This window comes from Roseburia sp. OF03-24, assembly GCF_003463035.1.
Lineage (GTDB): Bacteria > Bacillota > Clostridia > Lachnospirales > Lachnospiraceae > Roseburia > Roseburia rectibacter.
In genome coordinates, this window is the sequence record NZ_QSCK01000001.1 from 129793 (window position 1) to 154410 (window position 24618).

Below are 24618 nucleotides of genomic sequence, written 5' to 3' on the forward strand. Positions count from 1 at the left end.
TCCAAGACGGTGCCCCAGTTCAATCTCATGTTTCTGATCCTGCGTAAAAGTAAGTTCTTCTATATTCAGTAATTTACCCCTCCATTGCCATCTTATGAACGACTTCTACAAGTTTGGTGTACTGCTCTTTCACTTTCAAAAACAGGTCATCTGTTTCCTCTACTGTATCTTTTCCCCGCAGCTGTTCAGTCAGATCTGAACTTGCCTGATACAGTTTGTCAAATCCAAGATTCAGGCAAATTCCTTTTATGGTATGTGCCGCCCGAAATGCCTGGTCTGCATTTTTTTCTTTTAAACCATCCTCCAGCATCTGAAAACTCGGGTCATCTAAAAATTTAATCACAAATTTTTTTAAAATTACTTCACTTCCCAGTCTATCAAGCACTTCCTCATAGTTCTGTCCTAACTGTTCATAACATTCTTTAATTGTCATGTCCATCCTCTTCTCAAAGTACCTTTTTACCTATTATATTTATCTTAAGTATTTTTACAGTAAATGTCTACCATTTTTTTAGTACTTTTTTACCAAAAGACGGAATCTGTCGTAAAATTTACAGATTCCGTCTTTTTTTATATTTCATATGTCATTGCCGCATCATCCCTCGACTCAATGACGATCAATATTCCTTTTTCAAATGTAATTTCTGCCTGCTTTTCTGTAATCTCATTGCTTACTCCAAGCGAACAGAAACCCTTTAAGCAATAATCATCCAGCGGATATTTAAATCCTGTCAGACAAAGATGTTCCACCTTCGCAGTATACGGGATCAGTGAAACATATTTTCCAAACTGCTCCTCTTTCTTTAAAATCATGCCACAGTCTGTCATGCGGATACGGTTATTTGCATCCAGCAGCTCAATTTTAACGCCCGCTTCCAGACCTATGCCCAAAAGCTCAATATTTCCAAGCACATGGTCTAATCTCGAACCGGTTCCACCTAGTACTGTAATGAGCTCTGCCCCCATTGAAATCGCAAGGTGAATTGCAGACTCCGTATCGGTATCATCTTTTACCGGATTTAATTTATGCCAGATAATATCATCTTTCTTCTGAAACCACTCCAAAGTCCCGTTGCTCACTGAATCAAAGTCACCGATAATAATCTGGGGAATGATCTCGTTTCTCCGCAGAAATTCCATTCCTGAATCCGCTGCAATCACCGTTTTTTCAGCAACGCCATTTAAAACTGCTTTCGCAAATGCATCCTCAATTTTTCCACCCGATATGATAAAAAAACGTTTCATACATTCTGCTCCCATCATGCATTTATAATATTTAAGAAGCGGATCGTGTTCTCAGTCACATCTCCGGAGAAAACGGCACTGCCGGCAACAATGATGTTTGCTCCTGCATCCATCAATTCCCCAACGTTTGAAAGATTAACGCCTCCATCTACTTCGATATCTGTCTTTAATCCCTGCTCATCTACGATTTTTCTTAATTCACGGACTTTCTCCACTGTATAAGGAATCAGCTTCTGTCCTCCGAATCCCGGATTTACCGTCATAATAAGAACCATATCCACTTTTTCAAGTACACAGGATATTGCTGACACAGGTGTTGCAGGATTTAACGCAACTCCCGCCAAAAGTCCCTTTTCTTTGATTTTTTCTATCGTGCGGTCAAGGTGTCTGCAGCTCTCTGCATGGACAGTGATCAGATCTGCCCCCGCCTCAGCGAACTCATCAATATAACGTCCCGGTTCTTCGATCATCAGATGGACATCAAAAATACGGTCTGTACATCCTCTGATAGAACGGATAACCGGCATTCCAAATGAAATGCTCGGAACAAACATTCCGTCCATAACATCAATATGCACATACTGTGCTCCCGCCTCATCAAGTTCTCGTATCTGTTCTCCAAGCCGGCTGAAATCAGCAGATAATATAGATGGTGATAAACAATTCATTTCTTCCTCCGTAATTTTGTCGTTTATTTAATATTTCCGGACTGACTTTAATTCCTCATACAGCAATTTATAATTTTCATACCGCAGCAGGCTGATGCTTCCTTCTTCTAATCCCTGCTTGACGCCACAGTCCGGCTCACTGATATGATTACATCCCTTAAATCTGCAGTATGGCTCCCATCTGCCAAACTCCGGATAAAATTCTTTTAAATCTTCCTTTTCCATGCCCGGAATATAGAGTGTGGAAAAACCGGGAGTATCCATAATATAAGTATCCCCACCGATCGGTATGATTTCAGAATGCCGTGTTGTATGCCTTCCACGCTCAATCTTACGGCTGACTTCCCCTGTCTGCATCGTGATATTCGGCTGCAGACGGTTCACGAGTGAAGACTTACCAACCCCGGATGGGCCTGCCACCGCTGCTGTTTTCCCTTTCAGAAGTTCTAACAGTCCATCAACACCCTGTTCCTCTTTTGCACTCGCAAAAAGAGTATGATAACCGCATGCTGTATAGATATCTGCAAACGAATGGAGTTCCTCTTCTGTAACCAGATCTGTTTTGTTAAAGCAGATCGCAACCGATACCTTCTGATATTCCATCATAACAAGGAAACGGTCTAACAGATTAAAATTAGGCTGCGGTTTTGCAGCAGCAAAAATGATCAGTGCAAGATCAATATTTGCAACAGCCGGGCGCACCAGTTCATTTTCCCGCGTCAGGATCTTTTCAATATTTCCTTTTTTGTTTTCCTCATCCAACACGGCAATCTCAACATTATCCCCAACCAGAGGCTTGATATTCTGATTTCGGAATATGCCTTTTGCCTTACACTCATAAATTCCGGATTCTGCTACATGAATGTAGTAGAATCCGGAAATTCCTTTGATAATCTTTCCCCGCATAAATACTTTTACTCTTCCTGAAACTGTACATCAATGGTCTGATCTTTTAAATCATTGCCGTTTAGATCCAGCCAGGTAACTACAATCTTACCGCTGTCCGAAAGGATACCTGTCTTTGATAAAAGCAATCCTCCGGTACCAAAATCTGCAAGTGTCTTTCCATACCAGGTCTGTAAAACATTGCCCTGATCATCATATAAAACAATGTCTGCCCCGGAAATATTAGATGTATCCGACGGTAGCCGCAGACTGACATTCAATTTATAGGTCTTTGTTGTAATCTGCTGTGCCGGCTCCGGTCCAAGACTGACGGTGATCGTGATGGACGCACCCGGATCAGCCTGTGTTTCTGCTGCAAGAGACTGTCCGATTACGATTCCGGCATCCGTGTCACTGTATTTTGTCGTTGTTGAAACATTAAACTGTGATAACATTTCCCGCGCCTGTTCTTCAGACTTATAGCTTGTCGATACATCCGGCACTGTAATCTTCTCAGATCCAAGACTGATCTCAAGTGTGATCGTATCGCCTTCTTTTCCCTGTGTGTCTCCATTTGGTGTCTGGGAAATCACATATCCTTCCGCAACAGAAGAACTATAGGATGTTGTCTTTGTAACATTAAATCCCTTTGCCGTTAATGCCGCACTTGCATCTGTTTCACTCTGTCCGACAACATTTGGTATATCGACCGTATTTTCACTGCTGCCGTCAGCAGCTCCGCTGCTTATGATAACCTCGATCGTTGTATTCTTTTCCACAGTCTTTCCATCTGCCGGATCCTGGCTGATGATCTGTCCTTTTTCTACCGTATCTGATGATGCAGTTCCTGCCTGTCTGATACCGAGTCCTGTTCCGTTCAACTCCTGCTTTGCCTGATCCATAGTCTTTCCGGTCAGGGATGGTACTACCACGCCATCCTTGATCTGGGTACTCTGGCTGTCCCCTGTCTGTGTCTCCGTCTTTGTGGTCTCTGTATTCGAAGAAGTGTTCTTACCGGATTTCATACCGCCTGCTAACGTAATACACAGATAAATAATAATGATAATGATCACCACACCTGCTGCAATTCCCATGATCGTGATCGCCTTTTCCATCTTCGGATTGATATCGCCATCCTCATCATCAATATCATCATCGTCATCGTCGTCATCATCAATAACCGGTTCCTGAATTTTGATAGACGCAGGATCCACATAAACATTTGCAGTCTGCTTTTTGATCTGGTTTAAATCATCTGCTCCGATCACTCTGGTTTTATCCTGATTTGCAAGTGGAACCATTACAACAAAATCTTCATTCGGGCTGATCAGTGCTTTTCGCAGATCTGCCAAAAGAGCTGTCATGGAAGAATATCTTCTGTCAGGATTCTTCTGTGTACATTTTAAGATGATCTTTTCCATGCTGATTGGAAGATTCGGCGCATAGACACTTGGCGGCACCATTTCTTCCTGAAGATGCTGGATTGCAACTGCAACCGTCGTGTCACCATCAAACGGAACCCGTCCTGTCACCATCTCATACATCACGATACCCAGTGAATAGATATCACTCTTGCCATCCACAAATCCATTTCGCGCCTGTTCCGGAGATGAATAATGCACAGATCCCATCACATCTGAACTGATCGTATTAGATGTCGCTGCCCTCGCAATACCAAAATCCGTTACTTTTACCTTTCCCTCTGTAGAGATCATGATATTCTGCGGTTTGATGTCACGATGAACGATGTTTTTATTGTGTGCAGCTTCTATACCTCTGCCCACCTGGATTGCAATACTGACTGCTTCCTTAAAAGAAAGCTGTCCCTTTTTCTCAATGTATGTCTTTAATGTAATTCCTTCCACATATTCCATCACGATATAATGCAGACCATTCTCACTGCCGACATCGTAAATATTTACAATATTCGGGTGTTCTAACCCTGCAGCTGCCTGTGCCTCGGAACGGAATTTCGTTACAAAATTAATATCCTCGGAAAACTCTGCCTTTAATACTTTAATCGCTACAAATCTTCCCAGTGTAAGATCTTTTGCTTTATATACATCTGACATTCCGCCAGCGCCAACTTTACCTAAAATCTCATAGCGGTCTGCTATGTACATACCCTCTGTCAACATTCTTTCACCTCATCAGAAAATGGTTCTATCAATACAACCGTAATATTATCCTTGCCACCATTTCGATTGGCAGTCTCAACTAGCTTTTCTGCTTTCTCAACAATATCCCTCTGTCCCAGCACAATCTGTCTGATCTCATCATCTTCAATCATATTTGTCAGTCCATCGGAACACATCAAAATCTCATCTCCCGGTTTCAGACTGATCTCAAAGAAATCAGCTATTACCTCCGGCAATACACCAACTGCCCGTGTAATGATATTTTTATCCGGATGATCTTTTGCATCTTCTTTTCTCACTTCACCTAAGCGGACCATTTCCTCAACCAGAGAATGATCCCTTGTAATCTGTGTAATATCTTCCTGATTGATCACATACAATCTGCTGTCTCCAACATTTGCGGCATAAAGTGTATTCCCTATCACCGTTGCTGCGACAATCGTTGTTCCCATTCCATTTTTTGCCGGATCTGCCTGTGCCTCTGTCAAAAGCAGACTGTTTGCCATTGAAACAGCACTCTTCATAATTGCCACCGGCTCGTTCTCTACTGATTTACCAATCAATTCAACCAGTTTTTCTACTGTAAATCTGGAAGCATAATCACCTGCAGCGTGACCACCCATTCCATCCGCTACTAAAAAAAGATTCGGCAGATTTCCCACAGCAGTCTCTGATGTAAACATATAATCCTGATTCATTTCCCGTCGCTGCCCGATGTGCGTCATGGAAAACGTCTTCATCTTCTCTACTTCCTACCTTTCTGCATGACTGATATAACGTTTGCGCAATTGTCCGCATGCACCGTCTATATCCCTGCCCATTTCCCTTCTAATTGTAACTTGAATTGCATTTTTTTCAAGCCTATTTTTAAATTTAAGAATTGCTTCATGATCCGGCTGCACATAAGAACGCTCTTTGATCGGATTGACCGGAATCAGGTTTACATGACAATTCATACCGTGGATCAGCTCCACAAGCCTTCTTACGTCCTCCTCGGTATCATTGACACCGCCAACCAGACTATATTCAAATGTAACGCGCCTTCCGGTCTGTTCAAAATAATACCGGCACGCCTCGATCACCTCATGAATCTCATATTTATTGGCAACCGGCATCAGTTCTAACCTCTTCTCCTGTGAAGATGCATGCAGTGAAAGTGCCAGTGTGATCTGCAGCTTTTTATCTGCCAGTTCCCTCATCTTTGGAACAATGCCGCATGTCGAAACTGTCACGTTCCGCTGGCTGATATTCAGACCGTTTTCATCCGTCAGAAGTTCAATAAATCTGAGCAGGTTGTCAAAATTATCCATTGGTTCTCCGGTTCCCATCACAACAACATTAGAAACTCTCTCCCCGGTATCTCTTGTAATCCGGTAGATCTGATCTAACATTTCTGACGGTGTCAGTCCACGCACCAGACCATCTAACGTCGATGCACAGAACCGGCAGCCCATCCGGCAGCCGACCTGAGAGGAAATGCAGACCGAATTGCCATGCTTATAACGCATCAGGACGCTCTCTATCACATTTCCATCATCTAATGCGAACAGATATTTCCTGGTACCGTCTAATTTTGAAATTTGTACTGCCTCCTGCTTTAAACTGACAAAATGACATTCATTTTTTAGTTTTTCCTGAAGGGATTTTGACAGATTTGTCATTTCATCGAAGGATGATGCCTGCTTTTGATGCATCCACTGATACAGCTGTTTTGCACGGAATGCTTTCTCTCCGATGGATTCCATATATGATTTTAATTCTTCCAGATTCATAGACTTGATATCTGTTTTTTCCTGCTGCATAACTTTCTCTTTCCATTCTCTTTTTCAATAACTATGAGATACGTTTTAATTTCGCGTAGAAAAATCCATCTCCCACCTGCGCTCCCGGATAGATCTGTTCCATATCAAGCAGTTCAAATTCCGGATGTTTTCCCAGAAACCATGCAACGTTCTCCTGATTTTCTCCAGGATTGATCGTGCATGTAGAATAAACCATGATCCCATCTTTTCTGACATAGGAACAGACGGTATCTAAAATCCGGCGCTGAAGTTCTTCTAACTCTTCCTGCTGCCTGCGGCTCATTTTATAACGGATGTCAGTCTTTTTCCGCAGCACACCAAGTCCAGAACATGGAAGATCTGCAATCAGTACATCGGCTGTTTCCCTTGCGCTCTCATCTGACACCGTGGCATCCCAGACCTTTGTTGTCATATTTTTCACCTGATAACGGCTGATATTTTCCTCGATCAGCCCCGTCTTGTATTCCGTCAGATCCCGCGCCTCCACGCTTCCTGTGCCGTTTAACATTTCTGCAAGATGTATACTCTTACCTCCCGGAGCTGCACAGACATCGATCACATGTGCATCTTCCCCCGGTGCCGCAGTCTCCGCCACCATCATGGAACTGATATCCTGTACATAAAAAAGTCCCTCTCTAAATGAAGGAAGTGCCATCAGATGATCAAAACCGGAGATCGCAAAGGTATAATTATATGCCTTTGCATAACCAGATCCATCTGCATGCGGCAGTCCTTTATATTGAAGATCCTCTAACGTCTGGACCGTCACACCTTCCGCTTCTAACTGTTCTTTTAACGCTTCCGGTGTGATCTTTGTCACATTTGTGCGGATCGTAAGCGGTGCTTCTCTCGAAAATGCATCCAATATTGCCTTTGTCTGCTCTGATCCATATGCGCTAAGCCACTCTTCCACGATCCACTCCGGCATGGAATAATGGACACTCAAAGCACAAACCGGCTCTTTTTCTTCATCCGGATACTGGATGGAACCATGGTTTCTTGCAATATTTCTGAGCACACCATTCACAAAACCGCTCAATGTAGAAAATCCGCTTTTTCTTGCCAGTTTTACAGCCTCATTACATGCTGCCGAATCCGGCACAGAATCCATATAGCATATCTGATACACACCAAGTCTTAAAATATTGCGGATGACGGGTTTCATTTTTTTTACTTTCACTTTGGAAAACTGGTCAATCACATAATCAAGCTCTATCATGTGCTGGATCGTTCCCTCAACAAGTCTGGTTAAAAAGGCCCTCTCATATTTTTCCATATACTGATATTTTTCAAGTACTGCACGAAGCACCTGATTGCTGTATGCCCCATGCTCCGTCACTTCAACGAGAACATCTAATGCCAGTCTTCTTGTATTTACGGTATCAGTCATCACGATTACGTCCTCCAAACAAAAGAACCAGTCGAAGCAGCTGTAAGATTGCCGCAGCCGCACTTGCAACATAGGTCAGTGCCGCAGCTTTCAATACTTTTCTGGTATAAGGCAGTTCACTGTCAGATAAAATTCCCTGCTCGCCTAAAATCCGAAGTGCCCGGTATGAAGCATTAAATTCAACCGGAAGCGTTACAAGCTGGAATAACACTGCAAATGAAAAACATAAGATTCCTAGATCGATAAGCATCGCACCTGTTGACCGGTTAAAAAACAACCCGATCAGAATCAGCGGCCATGCCAGTGTTGAACCGATATTGGCAACCGGAACGATCGCTGTACGGAATGACAATGGCACATAATTTTTCTGATGCTGGATCGCATGTCCACACTCATGCGCTGCAACTCCGATCGCAGCAACGGAATTACTTCCGTACACGGAATCAGACAGATTCAGTGTCTTTTTCGACGGATTATAATGATCTGTCAGACTTCCTGATATATGACAGACTGTCACGTCATAAATTCCGGCAGAATTTAAGATACGCTCCGCTGCCTGTGCTCCTGTCATACCGCTCATGCTGCGGTACTGTGAATATTTATTAAAAGTACTCTTTACTCTTGCAGATGCGATCAGACAGATTACCGCACCAATTAAAACTAAAACATAAGTCGGATCAAAACCATAATAGTAATAAGGCATACTCATTACCTCCATTCACTTAACCACGTGTAAAATAAGTTCCTGCTTCCACCGTATAACCATTTAAAAATGCTTCCGTGGTCATACGTTTCTTTCCTTCTAACTGTACTTCAAGAAGCTCTAGGACACCATTTCCTGTCTGTACCAGAAAACTTCCCTTTTCCGCTTTTATAATGCAGCCCGGAGCAGCTTTGCCTTCATCCGGAAGTACATTCGCTCTCCATATCTTAAGTGTTTTTCCATCCAGTCTTGTATATGCACTCGGCCACGGATTTAAGCCACGGATCAGACATTCAATCTCTTTTGCACTCTTTTTCCATTCAATACTGCCTAATTCTTTGTGGATCTTTGCCGTATGTGTTGCTTTGCTGTTATCCTGCGGTGTATAAACAGCCGTGCCGTTTTCAATCGCTTCTATGGTCTTTACACAGAGTTTCGCTCCAACTTCTGCAAGACGGTCAAATAAACTTCCACCTGTTTCATCCGGCCGTATCTCAACTTTTTCTTCTAAAATGATATCTCCTGTATCAACGCCTTCGTCCATACGCTGTGTGGACACACCGGTATATGGATCGCCATTTATGACTGCCCATTGGATTGGTGCTGCACCACGGTATTTCGGCAGCAATGACGCATGTACATTTACACAGCCGTATTTTGGCATGTCTAACACTGCCTTTGGTATAATCTGCCCAAAAGCCACTACAATCATGATATCTGCATGAAAAGATTTCAGATATTCGATACATGCACTGTCCCTGACGCGCTCCGGCTGATATACCTCTATGCCATGTGCCAGGGCACACTCTTTCACCGGTGTATATTTTAATGCCTTGCTTCTTCCCACCGCTTTATCCGGCTGTGAGACAACCAGTACCACCTCATGACCGGCTTTTATGATTTCTTCTAATGTCCCCACCGAAAAATCCGGTGTTCCCATAAAAATAACTCGCATATATTATTCCTCCGGATCATCATAAGTTACATCATGTAACGGTCCTTCTACGAGTTCCGTGTACATATGTCCGTCAAGATGATCTAACTCATGGCAGATTGCCCGTGCCATAAGCTCTGTTCCCTCGATCTCGTATTCCTCCATATTTTCATCGAACGCACGCGCCTTCACATAATTTGGTCTTGTAACAGTACCGGCTTTTCCCGGAAGACTTAAGCATCCCTCATCCCCGGTCTGCTCACCGGATTTTTCAAGGATGACCGGATTGATCATAACGACCGGGCCTTCTCCGATATCAATGACTACGATTCTCTTTAACACACCAACCTGTGGGCCTGCAAGACCAACTCCGTTTGCCTCATACATGGTATCAAGCATATCGTCGATCAGTTCTTTGATCTTTGGTGTTATCTCTGTAATTTCCCTGCATTTTTTTGTAAGTACAGGATCTCCCTGTATTCTGATTGTTCTAAGTGCCATTTTTTTATCCTCCATTATACTATTTTAAAATCCGTTGACCGGGTTAAAATCAAATCCTACTGCCACATTCTGATACAGACGGTTATCCTTCATAAAACCTTCCAGTTTATCCTTTAAAAGAACAAGTGTCCTGTACTCTTTTGTTTTTACATAGATCACCTTCCGGTAGACATCGGATATTTTTGCAACCGGTGCATCTGACGGTCCGATCGGATAGATTCCCTCGCTGCTTTCTTTCGCCGCCTGACCGATTCTTTCCATCAACGCCATCGCTGCTTCCCCCGCTGCCATTTCATTTTTCGACGCACATAAAATATAAAGCATATTCCATACGGGTGGATATCGCATCAGTTTGCGGTATTCGATCTCCTGACCGTAAAAAGCCTCATAATTCTGTTCTTTTGCTGTCGTAATACTGTAATGCTCCGGGTCATAAGCCTGTATGATAACACTGCCCGGCACATCACCTCTGCCGGCACGTCCTGCCGCCTGCGTCAGAAGCTGAAAAGTCCGTTCAGCCGCACGGTAATCACTGATATGAAGCGAAAGGTCTGCCGCAAGCACACCCACTAACGTAACCCCGGCAAAATCATGTCCCTTTACGATCATCTGTGTACCGATCAGTATATCAGCCTCGTGATTTGCAAACGCTGACAAAATCTGTTCATACCCTTCTTTGCTCCTCGTGGTATCCATATCCATCCGAAGCACACGTGCCTGTGGGAAACGCGCCTTTACCACCTGTTCTATTTTCTGTGTTCCTGCCTTAAAGCCACTGATATACTTAGAGCCGCAGACCGGACACAGATCCGGCTGTGCCGTCGTATATCCACAATAATGACAGACTAAACGTGTCCTATCACCGCTTCCATGCTGACTCAGAGAAACATCGCAATGCGGACATTTTATCACATGACCGCAGGCTCTGCAAGAGACAAAGCCTGCCATGCCACGCCGGTTGATAAAAAGCATCGTCTGTTCTCCCTTTTTCAGACGGTCCTCCATGAGCTCACTCAGACGGTCACTTAAGATTGACCGGTTGCCCCTTCTTAACTCCTCCCGCAGGTCGATGATCTCGCACAAAGGCATCGGTCGTTTCTGTACTCTGTGTTTTAATTCTAACAGACAGTATTCATTTTTTTCTGCCTTATAATAACTCTCAAGAGATGGTGTAGCAGAACCAAGCACTACGATCGCGTCTGTCATTTCTGCCCTCTGTATCGCAGTTTCCCTCGCATGATATCTTGGCACTGTCTCGCTCTTATAGGAAGCCTCATGCTCCTCATCTATGATAATGATCCCCAGATCGGGGAACGGTGTAAATAACGCTGAACGCGGGCCGATCATCACTGAAATTTCTCCGTTTTTCGCACGTTCAAACTGGTCATACCGCTCTCCCGCCGAAAGTTTTGAATTTATGATCGATACCTGTGCCCCAAAACGGTTGTAAAAACGTCTCACCGTCTGGTAGGTTAACGCAATCTCCGGTATCAGCACGATCGCCTGTTTTCCCTGTGCGAGCACATGTGCGATCAGCTCCATATAAACTTCCGTCTTTCCGCTTCCGGTGACGCCTTTGATCAGATATGTCCTGCGTTCTCCCGCATCATACTCCGCCGTGATCTTTGAAACGATATTCTGCTGTTCCTCATTCAGTTGTTTTCGTTCCCCACCCGTGTCCAGTCCATCAACCGGATTGCGGTATGCTGTCTTACTGACAACTCTTACGATACCTGCTTCCTCCATTGCACGGATTACAGATGCTGAAACTGTCAATTGCTGCGTTGCCGTCTCCCATTCTAACTCCCGCTCATTTAACAGTGCCATAAGAAGTTTTGCCCTTGCCGTCTTATGCTTTCTCTCACATTCCGCCAGCTCATTTTTTGCCTCAACGGGATGCAGCGCAAGTCTTATTGTTCTCTGTTCTTTTGCTTTCTTTTTTTCCTTGACCGGCAGTACTGTCTTTAGGGCATGGTTCATGGTTCCGCCATAATTTTCCCGCATCCAGCCTGCGAGTGCGATCATCTGTGACTCGATCCGGACACCGTCTTTTACGACCGCGAGTATCTCTTTGATCTTATCTTCCTCATACTCACAGACATCTGTCAGTTCTATTACATATCCCTGCATTTTTCTGGAACCAAATGGAACTGAAACTAACATACCGACTGCGATCGTACTCTTTAGCCTCTCCGGCACCCGGTATTGAAACGTTTTATCTAATTTTCCCTGATAAATATCCACAATGATATTTGCATATTCTGCCATTTCAGTTACTATGCCTTTCTCTTTGTCTGTCCCGCTCTGCTGCCTTTTTTATAAGTTCTTTATCCTCCATCGGATAACGTACCCCGCAGATCTCCTGATAGTCCTCATGCCCTTTTCCTGCAAGAACGATAATATCTCCCTCTCTGGCGTGGTCAAATGCGTATGCCACCGCCAACCGCCGGTCTGCGATGCGTATGTATGCCCCTTCCGTACCCTTCATACCGTTCTCAATATCATCTAAGATCAGCTCCGGATCTTCCCATCTTGGGTTGTCGGATGTCAGAATCGTAAAATCTGCAAGCATTCCTGCCGTCTCACCCATTCTGCCTCTTCTTAATTTTGAACGGTTACCCCCGCAGCCGAAGATCACAATAAGCCTCCCCGGTTTAAATTCACGCAATGTCTGCAGCAGGTTGCGCAGACTCATCTCATTGTGCGCATAATCGATCAAAAACACGAATTCGTCTGATATTTTTGCATTTTCGCATCGTCCCGGAACCGTCTGTCTTTGCAGTGCATCTTTTATCACATTCTGCGCTATCTTAAAATGACGCACCACAAGAATGGCTGCAAGTGCATTTGAAACATTAAAAATTCCTGGCATCTGCAGCAGAAATTCTTCATTGCCATCCGTAAAAAAATGGCTGTATAATCTTCCTTCTTTCATGGAAAACGTAATCTTTTCTGCCACAATATCTGCCTTCTGCCCTAAAACTTCCATATGATTTTCTTTTTGCACAGAAAAAGTCTCTGTCTTACAGGTATGACCAAACAGTATTTTTTCTGTATTCCGGTCATCAAGATTGACAATCCCTGACGCACACTGCCTGAGCAGCCTGCTCTTACAATACAGATACTCTGCAAATGATGCGTGTTCTCCCGGTCCGATATGATCCGGTTCAATATTTAAAAATACCCCTATATCAAAAAAAATCCCTGCCACACGCTGCATCTTGATTCCCTGGGAAGATACTTCCATCACGCAGCACACACATCCATTTTTTACCATCTGCGCCAGTTCTTTTTGCAGATCGCTTGATTCCGGCGTCGTATGACCTGCTTTTTTTATATCTTTTCCATTATCCACCCAAATAGTGCCTATCATACCGGTCTTATATCCTGCTTCTTTTAAGATTCCTGCTATAAGAAATGATGTCGTCGTCTTTCCTTTTGTTCCGGTGATCCCGATCATCTTAAGTTTTTTTGCCGGATAGTCATAAAATGCTGCAGAAATCCGGGCAAGCGCCAATCTGGTATCATGTACCCCGATCACAGCCATGCCATAATTGCGTACCAGCTCATGCACACGCACTTTTCCATGCTCTGTATAAATAAAACATTCCCACCGGACATTTACCATACAGTTTTCATCCACTACCACCGCAAATGCACCTGCATTTACCGCATCCATAATATAATCGTGTCCATCCGTATATTGTCCCTTTATACAGACAAACAGGGACCCCCGCTTTACTCTTCCGGAATGATAACAGATATCCGTAATGATAAGGTCGTGGCTCCCCTTCACGCTTTCGTATGAAATATGTTCGAGTAATTGATTCAGCCGCATTCTCTTTCCTTGGAATACACTTGTTTTATTATATGACAGAACGTCTGTTTTTACAAGTTTTCCGCCTTTATTTTAGAAAAATGTTACATATTTTCCAATACCATGCGGCATACTGATATCATGATTTTATATAAAAGGAACACACGAACATGATTACAAAAAACTTCTTTGTCTGCGGACTGACCGGCTGGTGCATGGAAATTCTTTTTACTTCCACAGGCTCTTTTCTGAAACAGGATAAACGTCTGATCGGGCGGACATCCGTATGGATGTTTCCTATTTATGGAACTGCTGCGGTAATCGCACCACTGTACCGGCATATCAAAAATCTGCCGGCTCTCCTTCGTGGCTGTATCTATTCCGTTGGCATTTTTTCATTTGAATATATCAGCGGCACACTTTTAAAACACCATGGCATGTGTCCCTGGGATTACAGCCAGGCAAAAGCGAATATAGGCGGCGTCATCCGGCTTGATTATGCCCCACTGTGGATGGCTGCCGGATTGTTATTTGAACGCATTCTTATTCACTGTAACACTCCAGGCTCCTCCTGATATTTTTATTTTCAATTACTGATATATAGACTTATCTGCCCAAAAATATCTGAAAACGAGCGCATATTTTGTCAATATAACGTAAATTTTTTTCTTCTTGAAATCAGATAATGATTATTATATGATAGAAAAAATGCTGAATATTAGGAGGATTAATATGCGTCATTTAATGAGCCCATTGGACTTCTCCATCGATGAATTAGACAGGCTTTTAGACCTTGCCAATGATATTGAGAAGTACCCGAACAAATATGCACACGCATGTGAAGGCAAAAAATTAGCCACCTGTTTTTACGAACCAAGTACACGAACCCGATTAAGTTTTGAAGCTGCCATGTTAAATCTTGGCGGTTCTGTTTTAGGTTTCGCCAGTGCTGATTCCAGTTCCGCAGCAAAAGGCGAAAGTGTTTCCGATACAATCCGAGTTATCTCCAGTTACGCAGACATCTGTGCAATGCGTCATCCAAAAGAAGGTGCACCTCTTGTAGCTTCCCAAAAATCCAGAATTCCCGTTATCAATGCCGGTGACGGCGGTCATCAGCATCCAACCCAGACATTAGCCGATCTTCTTACCATCCGCTCCTTAAAAGGACGTCTTGACAATATGACGATCGGACTCTGCGGAGACTTAAAATTTGGCCGTACTGTTCACTCTCTGATCAGTGCCCTGATTCGTTATCCAGGCATTAAATTTGTACTGATCTCACCGGAAGAACTGCGTATTCCAAGTTATATCCGTGAAGATGTCCTGCGTGCAAATAATGTTCCATTTACTGAAGTTGAGCGTTTAGAGGATGCCATCCCACAGCTTGATGTACTTTATATGACAAGAGTCCAGAAAGAACGTTTCTTCAACGAGGAAGATTATGTCCGCTTAAAAGATTTCTATATCCTGACCAAAGCAAAAATGGATCTCGCACCGGAAGATATGATCGTTTTACATCCACTCCCACGTGTCAACGAGATCTCCGTAGAGGTAGATGACGATCCGAGAGCTGTTTATTTCAAACAGGCACAATATGCCGTCTATGTCCGTATGGCTCTGATCTTAACGCTGCTTGAAATTAAGGTTGAATAAGGAGGAGAACAATGTTAAATATCAGTGGAATCCATGAGGGCTTTGTCCTTGATCATATCCAGGCAGGTATGAGCCTGCAGATCTATCATGATTTAAAATTAGACCAGCTTGACTGTCCGGTTGCCATTATCAAAAATGCAAAGAGCAGTAAAATGGGTAAAAAGGATATTTTAAAGGTAGAATGTCCAACTGACGCACTCGATTTCGATATCTTAGGTTTTATCGATCACAATATCACGGTCAATGTGATCCAGAATGACCAGATCGTATCCAAAAAAGAACTTTGTCTCCCAAAACAGGTCAAAAATGTGATCAAATGTAAAAATCCACGCTGTATCACTTCGATCGAGCAGGAACTGGATCAGATTTTCGTTCTGACCGATCCGGAGAAAGAAATATACCGCTGTAAATACTGTGAGGAGAAATACACAAATCCAAACCGTCGTTAATCTAAAAATACTGCCAGATCATCCATTTATCGATCTGGCAGTATTTTTATGTAATCTTCTGTTTGCCAATATAAGCATATTTCTTTAGAACGGCCGCAGACAGCAGCAGTTACAGAGCATATTCAAAAACAGCATACTAAGACACCAGTTGCCTGCACTCGAATACGGTCTGTCGTAATTGCTTCCCATGTTTGTATACCATGTTCCGCCATACTCTAAATGCTGCAGGAACTGACGGTATTCAAAATTGCTCGGTTCCATCTCCACTGCACGTGTGGCATGCTCCTTTGCAATGATATTATTTCCTGCTCCCTGATTTGCCAGGGCACTGTAATAATACCAGCGTGCATTTCTTTCTGAAAAAGGAATCCCATTTAAAACATTAAGTGCTTCCGCATAACAACGGTTAGCTATGTAATTTGCAGCCGCCTGTATTTTGGGATTTTCAGTGCTCTGGTTATAATGATAGCTCTGTCCGCCCCCATATCCATAACCATTTCCTGAATTATATCCATAGCTGCTTCCCTGCTGCTTTTCCTTCATGATCTGGTCATATGCCTGCTGTACTTCTTTGAATTTTTCCTCAGCCTGCGCCTTGTTCGGATTATTGACATTGGCATCCGGATGATATTTACGGCTTAAGGAACGATATGCTTTTTTTATCTCTTCATCAGAGGCACTCCGTGAAACACCAAGCACCTGATATGGATCCATCATACATCAAACCTCATTATTTATGCTCTTTCTTTTTTGCCTTTTCCTGGGTTCTGCGCTTTTTAATCTGCAGATATTCATACTTCGACCATACACCTGAATACAGAATATTACGCAGAATATCCGCGTGCAAAAGAATTGGCAGACGTTCAAATGATTTTGCACATTCTGACATCATACTTGTCAAAAGCAGCCGGCACCAGGTATCAAGATCCTGCGCCTGTTCTTCCTGGACAAATGTGAGCGGATTATAACAGTTTTTCTTTTTATCCCTGTCATAATCTTCATACGCATCCATCAGATAGATAAATTTACCCATGTAAAATCCCATTGTGCGGAGTTCTTCTGCCCATTCATCTTCCTTCCAGCAAAACACTTCTGCAACCATCTCTCCGGTCAGACCGGCAACAAGATCAAGATTTGTCTCCCGGTGTTTTTCGGCATCTCCGATCTTTTTCATGTATTCCTCAATGGCACCTACCTGTCTCGGATATTTTGACATAATACGAGTATAATCCTTATCCAGCATTTTTGCAAATGCCTTCTTTGTATAAGCCCTGTCATCCTTCCAGTCATCAATAAGATTATGATATGCCAGAATCAGATTCATATCCGCAGCATATTTTGTAGCCTCGTTGATCCACGCATTCCGCTTCTGTGACGGATGCAGTGCACAGGTAAACTGTGACTTTTCATCCGGTAGTTCATACAGGCCGGTCAGCAGAACGATCAGAAACGTCATATCATATGCAAGCAGCATCTGTCCCTTGGTTCCACAATTTGATTTAAGCTGTCTGCAAAGTCCGCAGTAATATGCCTGATATGCTTTTTTGCCTTCTTCCGTCAGCTCTTTTTGATTGATATTAATATAACCAAACACAAAGCATTTCTCCTTTGTCAGCTTTTTTTGATAAATTCTGTCTTACATTTCGGACAGGTAATGCAGATCTTTCCTCTTCCCTTCGGCACCCGGACTGTCTGTCTGCACTGAGGGCATTTGAAAAAACGGTAAGTACCACGCTGTGCCCAGCGTTTTTTCATATTGTTTTTCTTTACCACTGCCTTGTATTTTGCATTTAGAAATCTCTGGTTCTCCTCATAACGTTTTGACACATTCCGCGAGAGTATTCTGAAATAAGAATAAATTAACAGTGCCAGTCCCAGCCAGTATAAAATATTCACCCGCAAAAATGTAGATACCAAAAGCAGTACCAGCGCAGCTATGATCTGCACTCTTGAAAGATCATCCACCCCATATCTGCCAATCATAAACTGTCGTAATTTTTCTCTCATCTATAACATTCCTTTCCATCCAGATGCCATCACATTTTTATATTTATGTACGGAAAAACGGTACCCATCTGGCACCGTTTTTTTGTCCATGACGCTATGGTAAACCCAATACACACAAACGTCAACATTCCTATTGTCTTTTAAGAAACATTTTAGATTTTGGTTATATTTCCCTTACTGATATCTGGTTTAAGCAGGACGATAAGCCGGGTTATGTCTAAACTGTGGCAAGCCACAGTCGGAATGATCATCTATCTAGGACGACTGTTACCAGCCGCCTCAAGCAACCTACCTAAAGCTGGCGGGCCACGTCAACGCTTTTGTTCGGTCTTGCTTCGGATGGGGTTTACATATGCCCTCTCTGTTACCAGAGAGACGGTAGTCTCTTACACTGCCCTTCCACCCTTACCCGGTATATACCGGGCGGTATATTTCTGTTGCACTATCCTTAGAGTCGCCTCTACCGGACGTTATCCGGCATCCTGCCCTGTGAAGCCCGGACTTTCCTCACCCCGATAAACGGGCCGCGATCATTTGTCCTACTTAAATCCATCATTTGCCAGCCGGCACATTCTGCCAGCAAGGCACCCGATTAACTATACACTTTTTTTCTTATTTGTGCAAGCCTGTTTTTCTTATACATTAAAACACGAACCACCGATAAATTCACGGATGATAGAATTCTGCCCGATTCCATCCGGGGACATCGGAAGAAAATAATCCAAAAACTTCAAAAGACGTTTTGCCTCAAGATATTCCGGACAATCCTTGTCAATGGCAAACAGCAATGGTTCTGCATATATCTTTAATACTGCCAGTTCATAGATCAGTGCAGAATTGAACATCACATCTGCCCCTTCCTGAAATGGAAAAATGTTCTTTTCCTCCCCACGGCGCACAGAATCCCACATGGCTATCGTTTCTTTTGCAGAGGTTCCTCTGGTTCTTGCATCACGCACGATACGGCGTATCATTCTTCCATCAGTAGTCGGCAGATAGTTATGCTCATCAATATTTAACTGTGTCAGCGCACTGATATAAATCTTAAATTTGCTCTCTACCGGAAGAGAATAGGACAATTTATCATTCAGTCCGTGAATACCCTCGATGACTAACACGTCATCTTTTCCCAGCTGCATGATCTTATCTTTGTATTCTCTTTTTCCTGTTTTAAAATTAAAGATCGGAAGATTCACTGCCTTTCCTGCCAGAAGTTCATTCATATCATGATTGAAAAGCTCCACATCCAGCGATTCAAGGCACTCAAAATCAAGTTCTCCGTTTTCATCACGCGGACACTTATCACGATCCACATAATAATCATCAAGTGGAAATGGATGCGGTTTTAAGCCTTTTGCCGCAAGCTGTATGGACAGGCGGTGTGAAAAAGTCGTTTTTCCAGATGAAGACGGTCCTGCGATCATGATAAACTTCTTGCCCTCTTCTTTTACGATCATTTCCGCAAGTGCGCCGATACGTTCTTCAAACAGTGCCTCCTGCGTCAAGATCATCTCCTGCGTCTTTCCTGCAGAGATTGCATCATTAAGAGCGCCGATCGTATCGATCTGCTGCAGTTTTCCCCAGTCTCTCGAACGTTTTAATGTATAAAACAATTTATCCGAAGGCACAAATTCCGAAACTTTTTTTGCATCTTCCCCAGGGAACAAAAGTACAAATCCATCCTGGTATGCTGTCACATCGTAATATCTTAAATATCCGGTAGACGGCACCATAAATCCATAAAAATAATCCTTATAATGATCCAGCTCGTAAATATTTACCCTGGAACTGCGCCGGTAACGGAACAGCTTCTCTTTATCTTTCATTCCAAGTTCATGGAATAAAGCTACTGCCTCATCCGTATTCATACTGTATTTTTCGATTGGCAGATCTGCCATCACAAGACGATACATCTCTTTTTTCAGTGATCCGATCATCGCCTCCGTGATCTTACAGCTTTCCCCGTCTTTCATCAGTTCACAGTAATATCCCTGACCGATGGCATATCTGACATGTACTCCAATATGCTCTTTGCTCCACAGATTCCACACTGCTTTTTGCATCAGCAGTGTGACACTCCTGCGGTAAGCACGTTTTCCGGTCTTATCAGAAGTTGTAAGAAAAGACAGTTCTCCATCTTTTTCTATGGTTTTCTTTAATTCACGCAGTCTGTTATTATACAATGCAAGCACGATATCATCCTCATACCGGTCCTGATATTCCTGCGCTATACTTAAAAAGCTGATTCCTGCCGGATACGTTTTTTCTTCTTCCCCGATTTTTACAATGATCTGTTCTTCTCCCATATGATTCTCCATTCCCGCCCATTTCTTAAGACAGCACAAATCCAGCATGTAAAAAATGTCATTTTCCACAAGGATGGCTTATGCTTTATAATATGCAAGTGCAGCTTCATTATAACCAAGCGATTCTTTTACTTCTCCGATACGTGCAGTTATTTTCTCTGACTCAGGCTGTTTTAAAAGATTATCCAGAATAGTTTCAAACACCTTGTGTTCTTTCTGCAGATACTGATGCAGTATGGGATTTTTTTCCATAAGTAAGTGTCTTCCGTATAAACATTCGACCTTATATCTGTTTTGATCCTGTCTTTCACAGTTTCCAGCATTTTTTAGCGCTGCGTCTTTTTCTGTTATATCTGTATTTTTATTTTTCCCTGTCTGATAATGCACACGCATCATCGGATAATATTTGCCATCCTCAAATACCATACGCTCTGCATCGATCATGTATCCGTTTTTCGCAAGGTAATCCCTGACACCGGACAGTTCCGATTGTGGCTGAAGTATCAATTCGTCTGCCGCCTGGCAGACAGCTTTTCCTTCTTCTAAAATATGCATCACAAGTCCGCCACCCATCCCTGCAACCAGTATGGAGTCTGCCTCGCCCATTTGTAACGCTGCAACTCCATCCGAAAGCCTGGTCTGTATGTATGCATCCATACCATATAAATGAATATGTTCCTTTGCACGTTCCAGTGGTCCCTTATTAATATCCATTGCGATCGCACATCTGATCTTCTTTTGTTCTAACAGATAAATCGGTACATAACCATGGTCTGTTCCCACATCTGCTAATACCACACCTTCACTGACCAATGAAGCCGCCGTTTTTAATCTGTCTGATATCTTTACCATCTTACTCCAGATAATCCTTTAACTTGCGGCTTCTGCTTGGATGACGCAGTTTACGCAGTGCTTTCGCCTCGATCTGACGAATACGTTCACGGGTAACATTAAACTCTTTTCCAACTTCCTCAAGTGTTCTTGCACGTCCATCCTCAAGACCAAAACGAAGTGTAAGCACCTTCTGTTCACGCTCTGTCAGTGTACCAAGCACTTCTTCTAACTGTTCTTTTAGCAGAGTAAATGCTGCCGCATCTGCCGGAACAGGTACATTATCATCCTGGATAAAGTCTCCAAGGTGGCTGTCCTCCTCCTCACCGATCGGGGTCTCTAAGGAAACCGGCTCCTGGGAAATCTTTAAGATTTCACGCACACGCTCTACCGGCATGTTCATCTCTGCTGCGATTTCTTCCGGGGTAGGTTCACGTCCTAACTCCTGCAGTAACTGTCTGCTCACGCGGATAAGTTTGTTGATCGTCTCTACCATGTGTACCGGGATACGGATCGTACGTGCCTGATCTGCAATAGCTCTTGTGATCGCCTGACGAATCCACCATGTTGCATATGTCGAGAACTTATATCCCTTTCGGTAATCAAACTTTTCAACTGCTTTGATCAGACCAAGATTTCCCTCCTGAATCAGGTCAAGGAATAACATACCACGTCCCACATAACGTTTTGCAATGCTGACTACAAGACGTAAGTTTGCCTCTGCAAGACGTTTTTTTGCTTCCTGATCGCCAAGCTCCATACGCTTTGCCAGCTCGATCTCCTCTTCTGCAGAAAGCAGCGGCACTTTACCGATCTCTTTTAAGTACATACGTACCGGATCTTCAATGGATACACCATCCGGAACAGAAAGATCGATCTTTTCTACCTCAATCTCGTCATCATCATCCACTTCAAGCAGAATATCATCATCTGCATCATCATCTGTGATTCTTAAAACATCGATATTGTTTGCCTCAAGGAAATCAAGAATTTTCTCAAATTTATCGGAATCAAGCTGCATATCAGCAAAGAAATCACTGATTTCCTGATACTCCAACATATTCTTTTTCTTTTTTGCAAGGCTTAAAAGTTCTTTTAATTTTTCCTGAAATTTTTCTCTTGCTGCTTCTGTCTCCGCATTATTTACTGCAGATGCATCCGCTTTCTTTCCGGAAACCTTCGTATTTTCGTTGTTTTCTTTCTTTTTTGTTGCCATTTTGTTTCATCCTCTCAGGTTTTCTACTATTTTGTCCTTAATCAATGGAAATATGCACTTTCTCTAATTCTTCAAGTGCCTTCTTATCCGCCACTGACCGTTGCAGCGCCGCCATATCAGTCGGTGCCATGTTCTTCAAGTGATACTCAATGCTGTTTTGTTTTACCCGGATAATGGTTTCTTTTAACGCTTTCTCAAACGTTTCTTTGGAATATCCACCATTTTCTTTGTCTCCTTCTGTCTCTACACCACGGATCGTGGCATGAAAAAGACCTGCGATCTCGCGCTGTTCTTCTTCATTCTGAAACATACTGACAATTTTTGCCGGGTTGACGGTACCGGTATCCCGATACTGTTCATATAATATTTCCGCCGCTTTATGATAAATCTCTTCTGTAAAATCTTCCGGCGAAATATATTTCTCAATCTTAGGAAATAATCCGGTATGCTCGATGAGCCAGGTCAAAAGCAGTTTCTGTGACTGTATCATACCGCTTTCCTTTTTCTTTGCACCGCCCTGGTCACGCCTGACTTCTGCCCGCTCTCTCACAGGTGATGCACCACCCGCTGCCATACCGATCTTTGCACCATACTGGTTTACCAGCCTGCGCAGATCTTCTATACCGATCATATACTTCTCTGCTACCGCAGCAATATAATTATCACGCTCTAATTTTTCCCCGAACGTACAAAGTTTCTCTGCAACCGCATTATAAAACTTTGTCTTGCTCTCCGGATCATGCATATCATACTGCTGCTCTAAGATACGTATTTCAAACATAAAACTGTTTTCTGCTGTATCGATCCGCTTCTGATATTCCTCTGCACCAAGTGCTTTGATAAATTCGTCCGGATCTTTGTACGGCTTCATATTGATAACTTTCGTGGTGATCCCAACTTCTTTTAAGATCGGGATTGCACGAAGCGCCGCCTTTACACCTGCTCCATCGCTGTCGTAGGTCAGATAAACATTTTTCGTGTAGCGCTTTAACAGATTTGCATGTCCACTCGTAAGTGCCGTTCCCAAAGAAGCAACTGCATTGTCAAACCCTGCCTGATGCAGGGCGATCACATCCATATAACCTTCACAAAGAAGAAGCTGTGGCTTTTTGGTGCTTCTTGCAAAATTTAATCCGTAAAGATTGCGGCTCTTATCAAAGATCTTTGTTTCCGGAGAATTCAGATATTTCGGCTCACCATCCCCCATGACACGTCCACCAAAACCAATAACCTTATTGTGTACATCCATAATCGGGAACATCGCACGGTTCCAGAACTTATCATACCCGCCGCGCCTCTCATCAATGCTGACTAAACCGGATTCTTTTAAAATATCATCTTCGTATCCTTTTTTGCGGAGATACTGGTAAAGATCATCGCTGTACTGGTCGGAATAACCGAGACCGAATTTCTGCATTGTCTCATCTGACAGCTCACGCTTTCTGAAATAGTTAAGCGCGCGCGCACCTCTCTCTCCACGCAGCAGCATGTAAAAATATTTTGCTGCTTCTTTATTAATTTCAAGCAGTCTTGCGCGCTTGTCCGCTTCCTGCCTCTGTGCACTGGTGTATTCCTGTTTTGGCAGTTCCACACCGGCGCGGTCGGCTAACGCTTCCATCGCCTCACCAAATGTAAAATTTTCATACTCCATCAGAAATGTAAATACATTTCCACCCGCGCCGCATCCGAAACAATAATACATCTGTTTGTTAGGCGACACGGAAAAGGAGCCTGTTTTTTCATTATGAAACGGGCAGAGTCCGAAATAGGTACTGCCCTTTTTTGAAAGACGCACATATTGGGAAATCACATCAACAATGTCATTCCTGGAACGCACTTCTTCTATGATGTCATCAGAATAATACGGCATCTTTTTCTCCTTTCGTTGTTTATATTCATCTTACATCTGCGAAATTCAACTTCAGTTTCCAACATTTGCGACAGATTGGCAGCTAAAACGAAAGTACGCTTGCGCTGCGTGTCGCTCGCAACGGTACTAAGCGACCAAAACACGGTTGCTAAGGACCGGCGGCTCCCCAGCACTTTCTTATTCAGCTGCCAATCTGTCGCAAC

The 24618-nt window shown here is 43.2% G+C and carries 23 protein-coding genes and 1 other RNA gene; 3 read left to right on the forward strand and 21 right to left on the reverse strand.

What is annotated here, in order from left to right; genetic code table 11:
• Positions 1 to 73 precede the first annotated feature (73 nt).
• From DXA60_RS00585 to DXA60_RS00645, 13 genes are all read right to left on the reverse strand, one after another.
• Positions 74 to 433 (reverse strand): Hpt domain-containing protein, encoded by a 360-nt coding sequence (locus DXA60_RS00585; protein ID WP_117918653.1) that lies wholly within the window; start codon positions 431 to 433, stop codon positions 74 to 76.
• A gap of 137 nt (positions 434 to 570) precedes the next feature.
• Positions 571 to 1245 (reverse strand): thiamine diphosphokinase, encoded by a 675-nt coding sequence (locus DXA60_RS00590; protein WP_117918794.1) that lies wholly within the window; start codon positions 1243 to 1245, stop codon positions 571 to 573.
• A gap of 14 nt (positions 1246 to 1259) precedes the next feature.
• The gene (gene rpe, locus DXA60_RS00595; RefSeq protein ID WP_117918655.1) at positions 1260 to 1913 is read right to left on the reverse strand and encodes a ribulose-phosphate 3-epimerase; all 654 of its coding nucleotides are present in this window, start codon (positions 1911 to 1913) and stop codon (positions 1260 to 1262) included.
• 27 nt (positions 1914 to 1940) lie between these two features.
• On the reverse strand, positions 1941 to 2819 hold the full coding sequence (rsgA, locus tag DXA60_RS00600; RefSeq protein WP_117918657.1) for a ribosome small subunit-dependent GTPase A: 879 nt from the start codon (positions 2817 to 2819) through the stop codon (positions 1941 to 1943).
• An 8-nt stretch (positions 2820 to 2827) separates the two neighbouring features.
• A complete protein-coding gene (gene pknB, locus DXA60_RS00605) occupies positions 2828 to 4936 on the reverse strand; it encodes a Stk1 family PASTA domain-containing Ser/Thr kinase (protein WP_117918659.1) in 2109 nt (702 codons plus the stop codon).
• Positions 4930 to 5676 carry a Stp1/IreP family PP2C-type Ser/Thr phosphatase gene (locus DXA60_RS00610; RefSeq protein WP_117918661.1) on the reverse strand — a complete coding sequence of 249 codons (747 nt, stop codon included), beginning with the start codon at positions 5674 to 5676 and terminating at the stop codon, positions 4930 to 4932. Before DXA60_RS00610 ends, pknB begins: the two co-directional genes overlap by 7 nt.
• Positions 5677 to 5688: 12 nt before the next feature.
• Entirely contained in the window at positions 5689 to 6738 is a 1050-nt protein-coding gene (rlmN, locus tag DXA60_RS00615) for a 23S rRNA (adenine(2503)-C(2))-methyltransferase RlmN (protein WP_117918663.1), read from the reverse strand.
• A 31-nt stretch (positions 6739 to 6769) separates the two neighbouring features.
• On the reverse strand, positions 6770 to 8128 hold the full coding sequence (gene rsmB, locus DXA60_RS00620) for a 16S rRNA (cytosine(967)-C(5))-methyltransferase RsmB (protein WP_117918665.1): 1359 nt from the start codon (positions 8126 to 8128) through the stop codon (positions 6770 to 6772).
• On the reverse strand, positions 8121 to 8831 hold the full coding sequence (locus DXA60_RS00625) for a zinc metallopeptidase (protein ID WP_117918667.1): 711 nt from the start codon (positions 8829 to 8831) through the stop codon (positions 8121 to 8123). Before DXA60_RS00625 ends, rsmB begins: the two co-directional genes overlap by 8 nt.
• Before the next feature lie 19 nt (positions 8832 to 8850).
• Positions 8851 to 9786, reverse strand: coding sequence for a methionyl-tRNA formyltransferase (fmt, locus tag DXA60_RS00630; protein ID WP_117918669.1), 936 nt, complete (start codon positions 9784 to 9786; stop codon positions 8851 to 8853).
• Positions 9787 to 9789: 3 nt separating this feature from the next.
• Positions 9790 to 10266, reverse strand: a complete 477-nt coding sequence (gene def, locus DXA60_RS00635; protein WP_186899498.1) for a peptide deformylase — start codon at positions 10264 to 10266, stop codon at positions 9790 to 9792.
• 24 nt (positions 10267 to 10290) lie between these two features.
• Positions 10291 to 12534: a replication restart helicase PriA gene (gene priA / locus DXA60_RS00640; protein WP_117918673.1), complete on the reverse strand. Its 2244-nt coding sequence runs from the start codon at positions 12532 to 12534 to the stop codon at positions 10291 to 10293.
• A 1-nt stretch (position 12535) separates the two neighbouring features.
• Positions 12536 to 14104: a UDP-N-acetylmuramoyl-L-alanyl-D-glutamate--2,6-diaminopimelate ligase gene (locus DXA60_RS00645; RefSeq protein WP_117918675.1), complete on the reverse strand. Its 1569-nt coding sequence runs from the start codon at positions 14102 to 14104 to the stop codon at positions 12536 to 12538.
• 149 nt (positions 14105 to 14253) lie between these two features.
• On the opposite strand from DXA60_RS00645, the gene DXA60_RS00650 reads away from it, so the two are divergent.
• The 3 genes from DXA60_RS00650 (at position 14254) to DXA60_RS00660 (ending at position 16185) form a co-directional block, all read left to right on the forward strand.
• The gene (locus DXA60_RS00650; RefSeq protein WP_117918676.1) at positions 14254 to 14658 is read left to right on the forward strand and encodes a putative ABC transporter permease; all 405 of its coding nucleotides are present in this window, start codon (positions 14254 to 14256) and stop codon (positions 14656 to 14658) included.
• Positions 14659 to 14815: 157 nt separating this feature from the next.
• A complete protein-coding gene (pyrB, locus tag DXA60_RS00655) occupies positions 14816 to 15736 on the forward strand; it encodes an aspartate carbamoyltransferase (RefSeq protein WP_117918678.1) in 921 nt (306 codons plus the stop codon).
• A gap of 11 nt (positions 15737 to 15747) precedes the next feature.
• Positions 15748 to 16185 (forward strand): aspartate carbamoyltransferase regulatory subunit, encoded by a 438-nt coding sequence (locus DXA60_RS00660; protein WP_117918680.1) that lies wholly within the window; start codon positions 15748 to 15750, stop codon positions 16183 to 16185.
• Positions 16186 to 16269: 84 nt separating this feature from the next.
• Here the strand turns inward: DXA60_RS00660 and DXA60_RS00665 are convergent, their stop codons facing one another.
• The 8 genes from DXA60_RS00665 to dnaG form a co-directional block, all read right to left on the reverse strand.
• Positions 16270 to 16902, reverse strand: a complete 633-nt coding sequence (locus DXA60_RS00665) for a DnaJ domain-containing protein (RefSeq protein WP_117918681.1) — start codon at positions 16900 to 16902, stop codon at positions 16270 to 16272.
• 13 nt (positions 16903 to 16915) lie between these two features.
• Positions 16916 to 17779, reverse strand: coding sequence for a DUF5685 family protein (locus DXA60_RS00670; protein ID WP_117918683.1), 864 nt, complete (start codon positions 17777 to 17779; stop codon positions 16916 to 16918).
• Positions 17780 to 17796: 17 nt separating this feature from the next.
• The gene (locus tag DXA60_RS00675; protein WP_117918685.1) at positions 17797 to 18192 is read right to left on the reverse strand and encodes a hypothetical protein; all 396 of its coding nucleotides are present in this window, start codon (positions 18190 to 18192) and stop codon (positions 17797 to 17799) included.
• A 186-nt stretch (positions 18193 to 18378) separates the two neighbouring features.
• An RNA gene (rnpB, locus tag DXA60_RS00680) (RNase P RNA component class A) lies at positions 18379 to 18738 on the reverse strand.
• 89 nt (positions 18739 to 18827) lie between these two features.
• On the reverse strand, positions 18828 to 20498 hold the full coding sequence (locus DXA60_RS00685; protein WP_117918687.1) for a nucleoside kinase: 1671 nt from the start codon (positions 20496 to 20498) through the stop codon (positions 18828 to 18830).
• A gap of 78 nt (positions 20499 to 20576) precedes the next feature.
• Positions 20577 to 21350 (reverse strand): tRNA (adenine(22)-N(1))-methyltransferase, encoded by a 774-nt coding sequence (locus DXA60_RS00690; RefSeq protein ID WP_117918689.1) that lies wholly within the window; start codon positions 21348 to 21350, stop codon positions 20577 to 20579.
• Between the two features lies 1 nt (position 21351).
• The gene (gene rpoD, locus DXA60_RS00695; protein WP_117918691.1) at positions 21352 to 22545 is read right to left on the reverse strand and encodes an RNA polymerase sigma factor RpoD; all 1194 of its coding nucleotides are present in this window, start codon (positions 22543 to 22545) and stop codon (positions 21352 to 21354) included.
• 37 nt (positions 22546 to 22582) lie between these two features.
• The gene (gene dnaG, locus DXA60_RS00700) at positions 22583 to 24415 is read right to left on the reverse strand and encodes a DNA primase (RefSeq protein WP_117918693.1); all 1833 of its coding nucleotides are present in this window, start codon (positions 24413 to 24415) and stop codon (positions 22583 to 22585) included.
• Between the last annotated feature and the right edge of the window lie 203 nt (positions 24416 to 24618).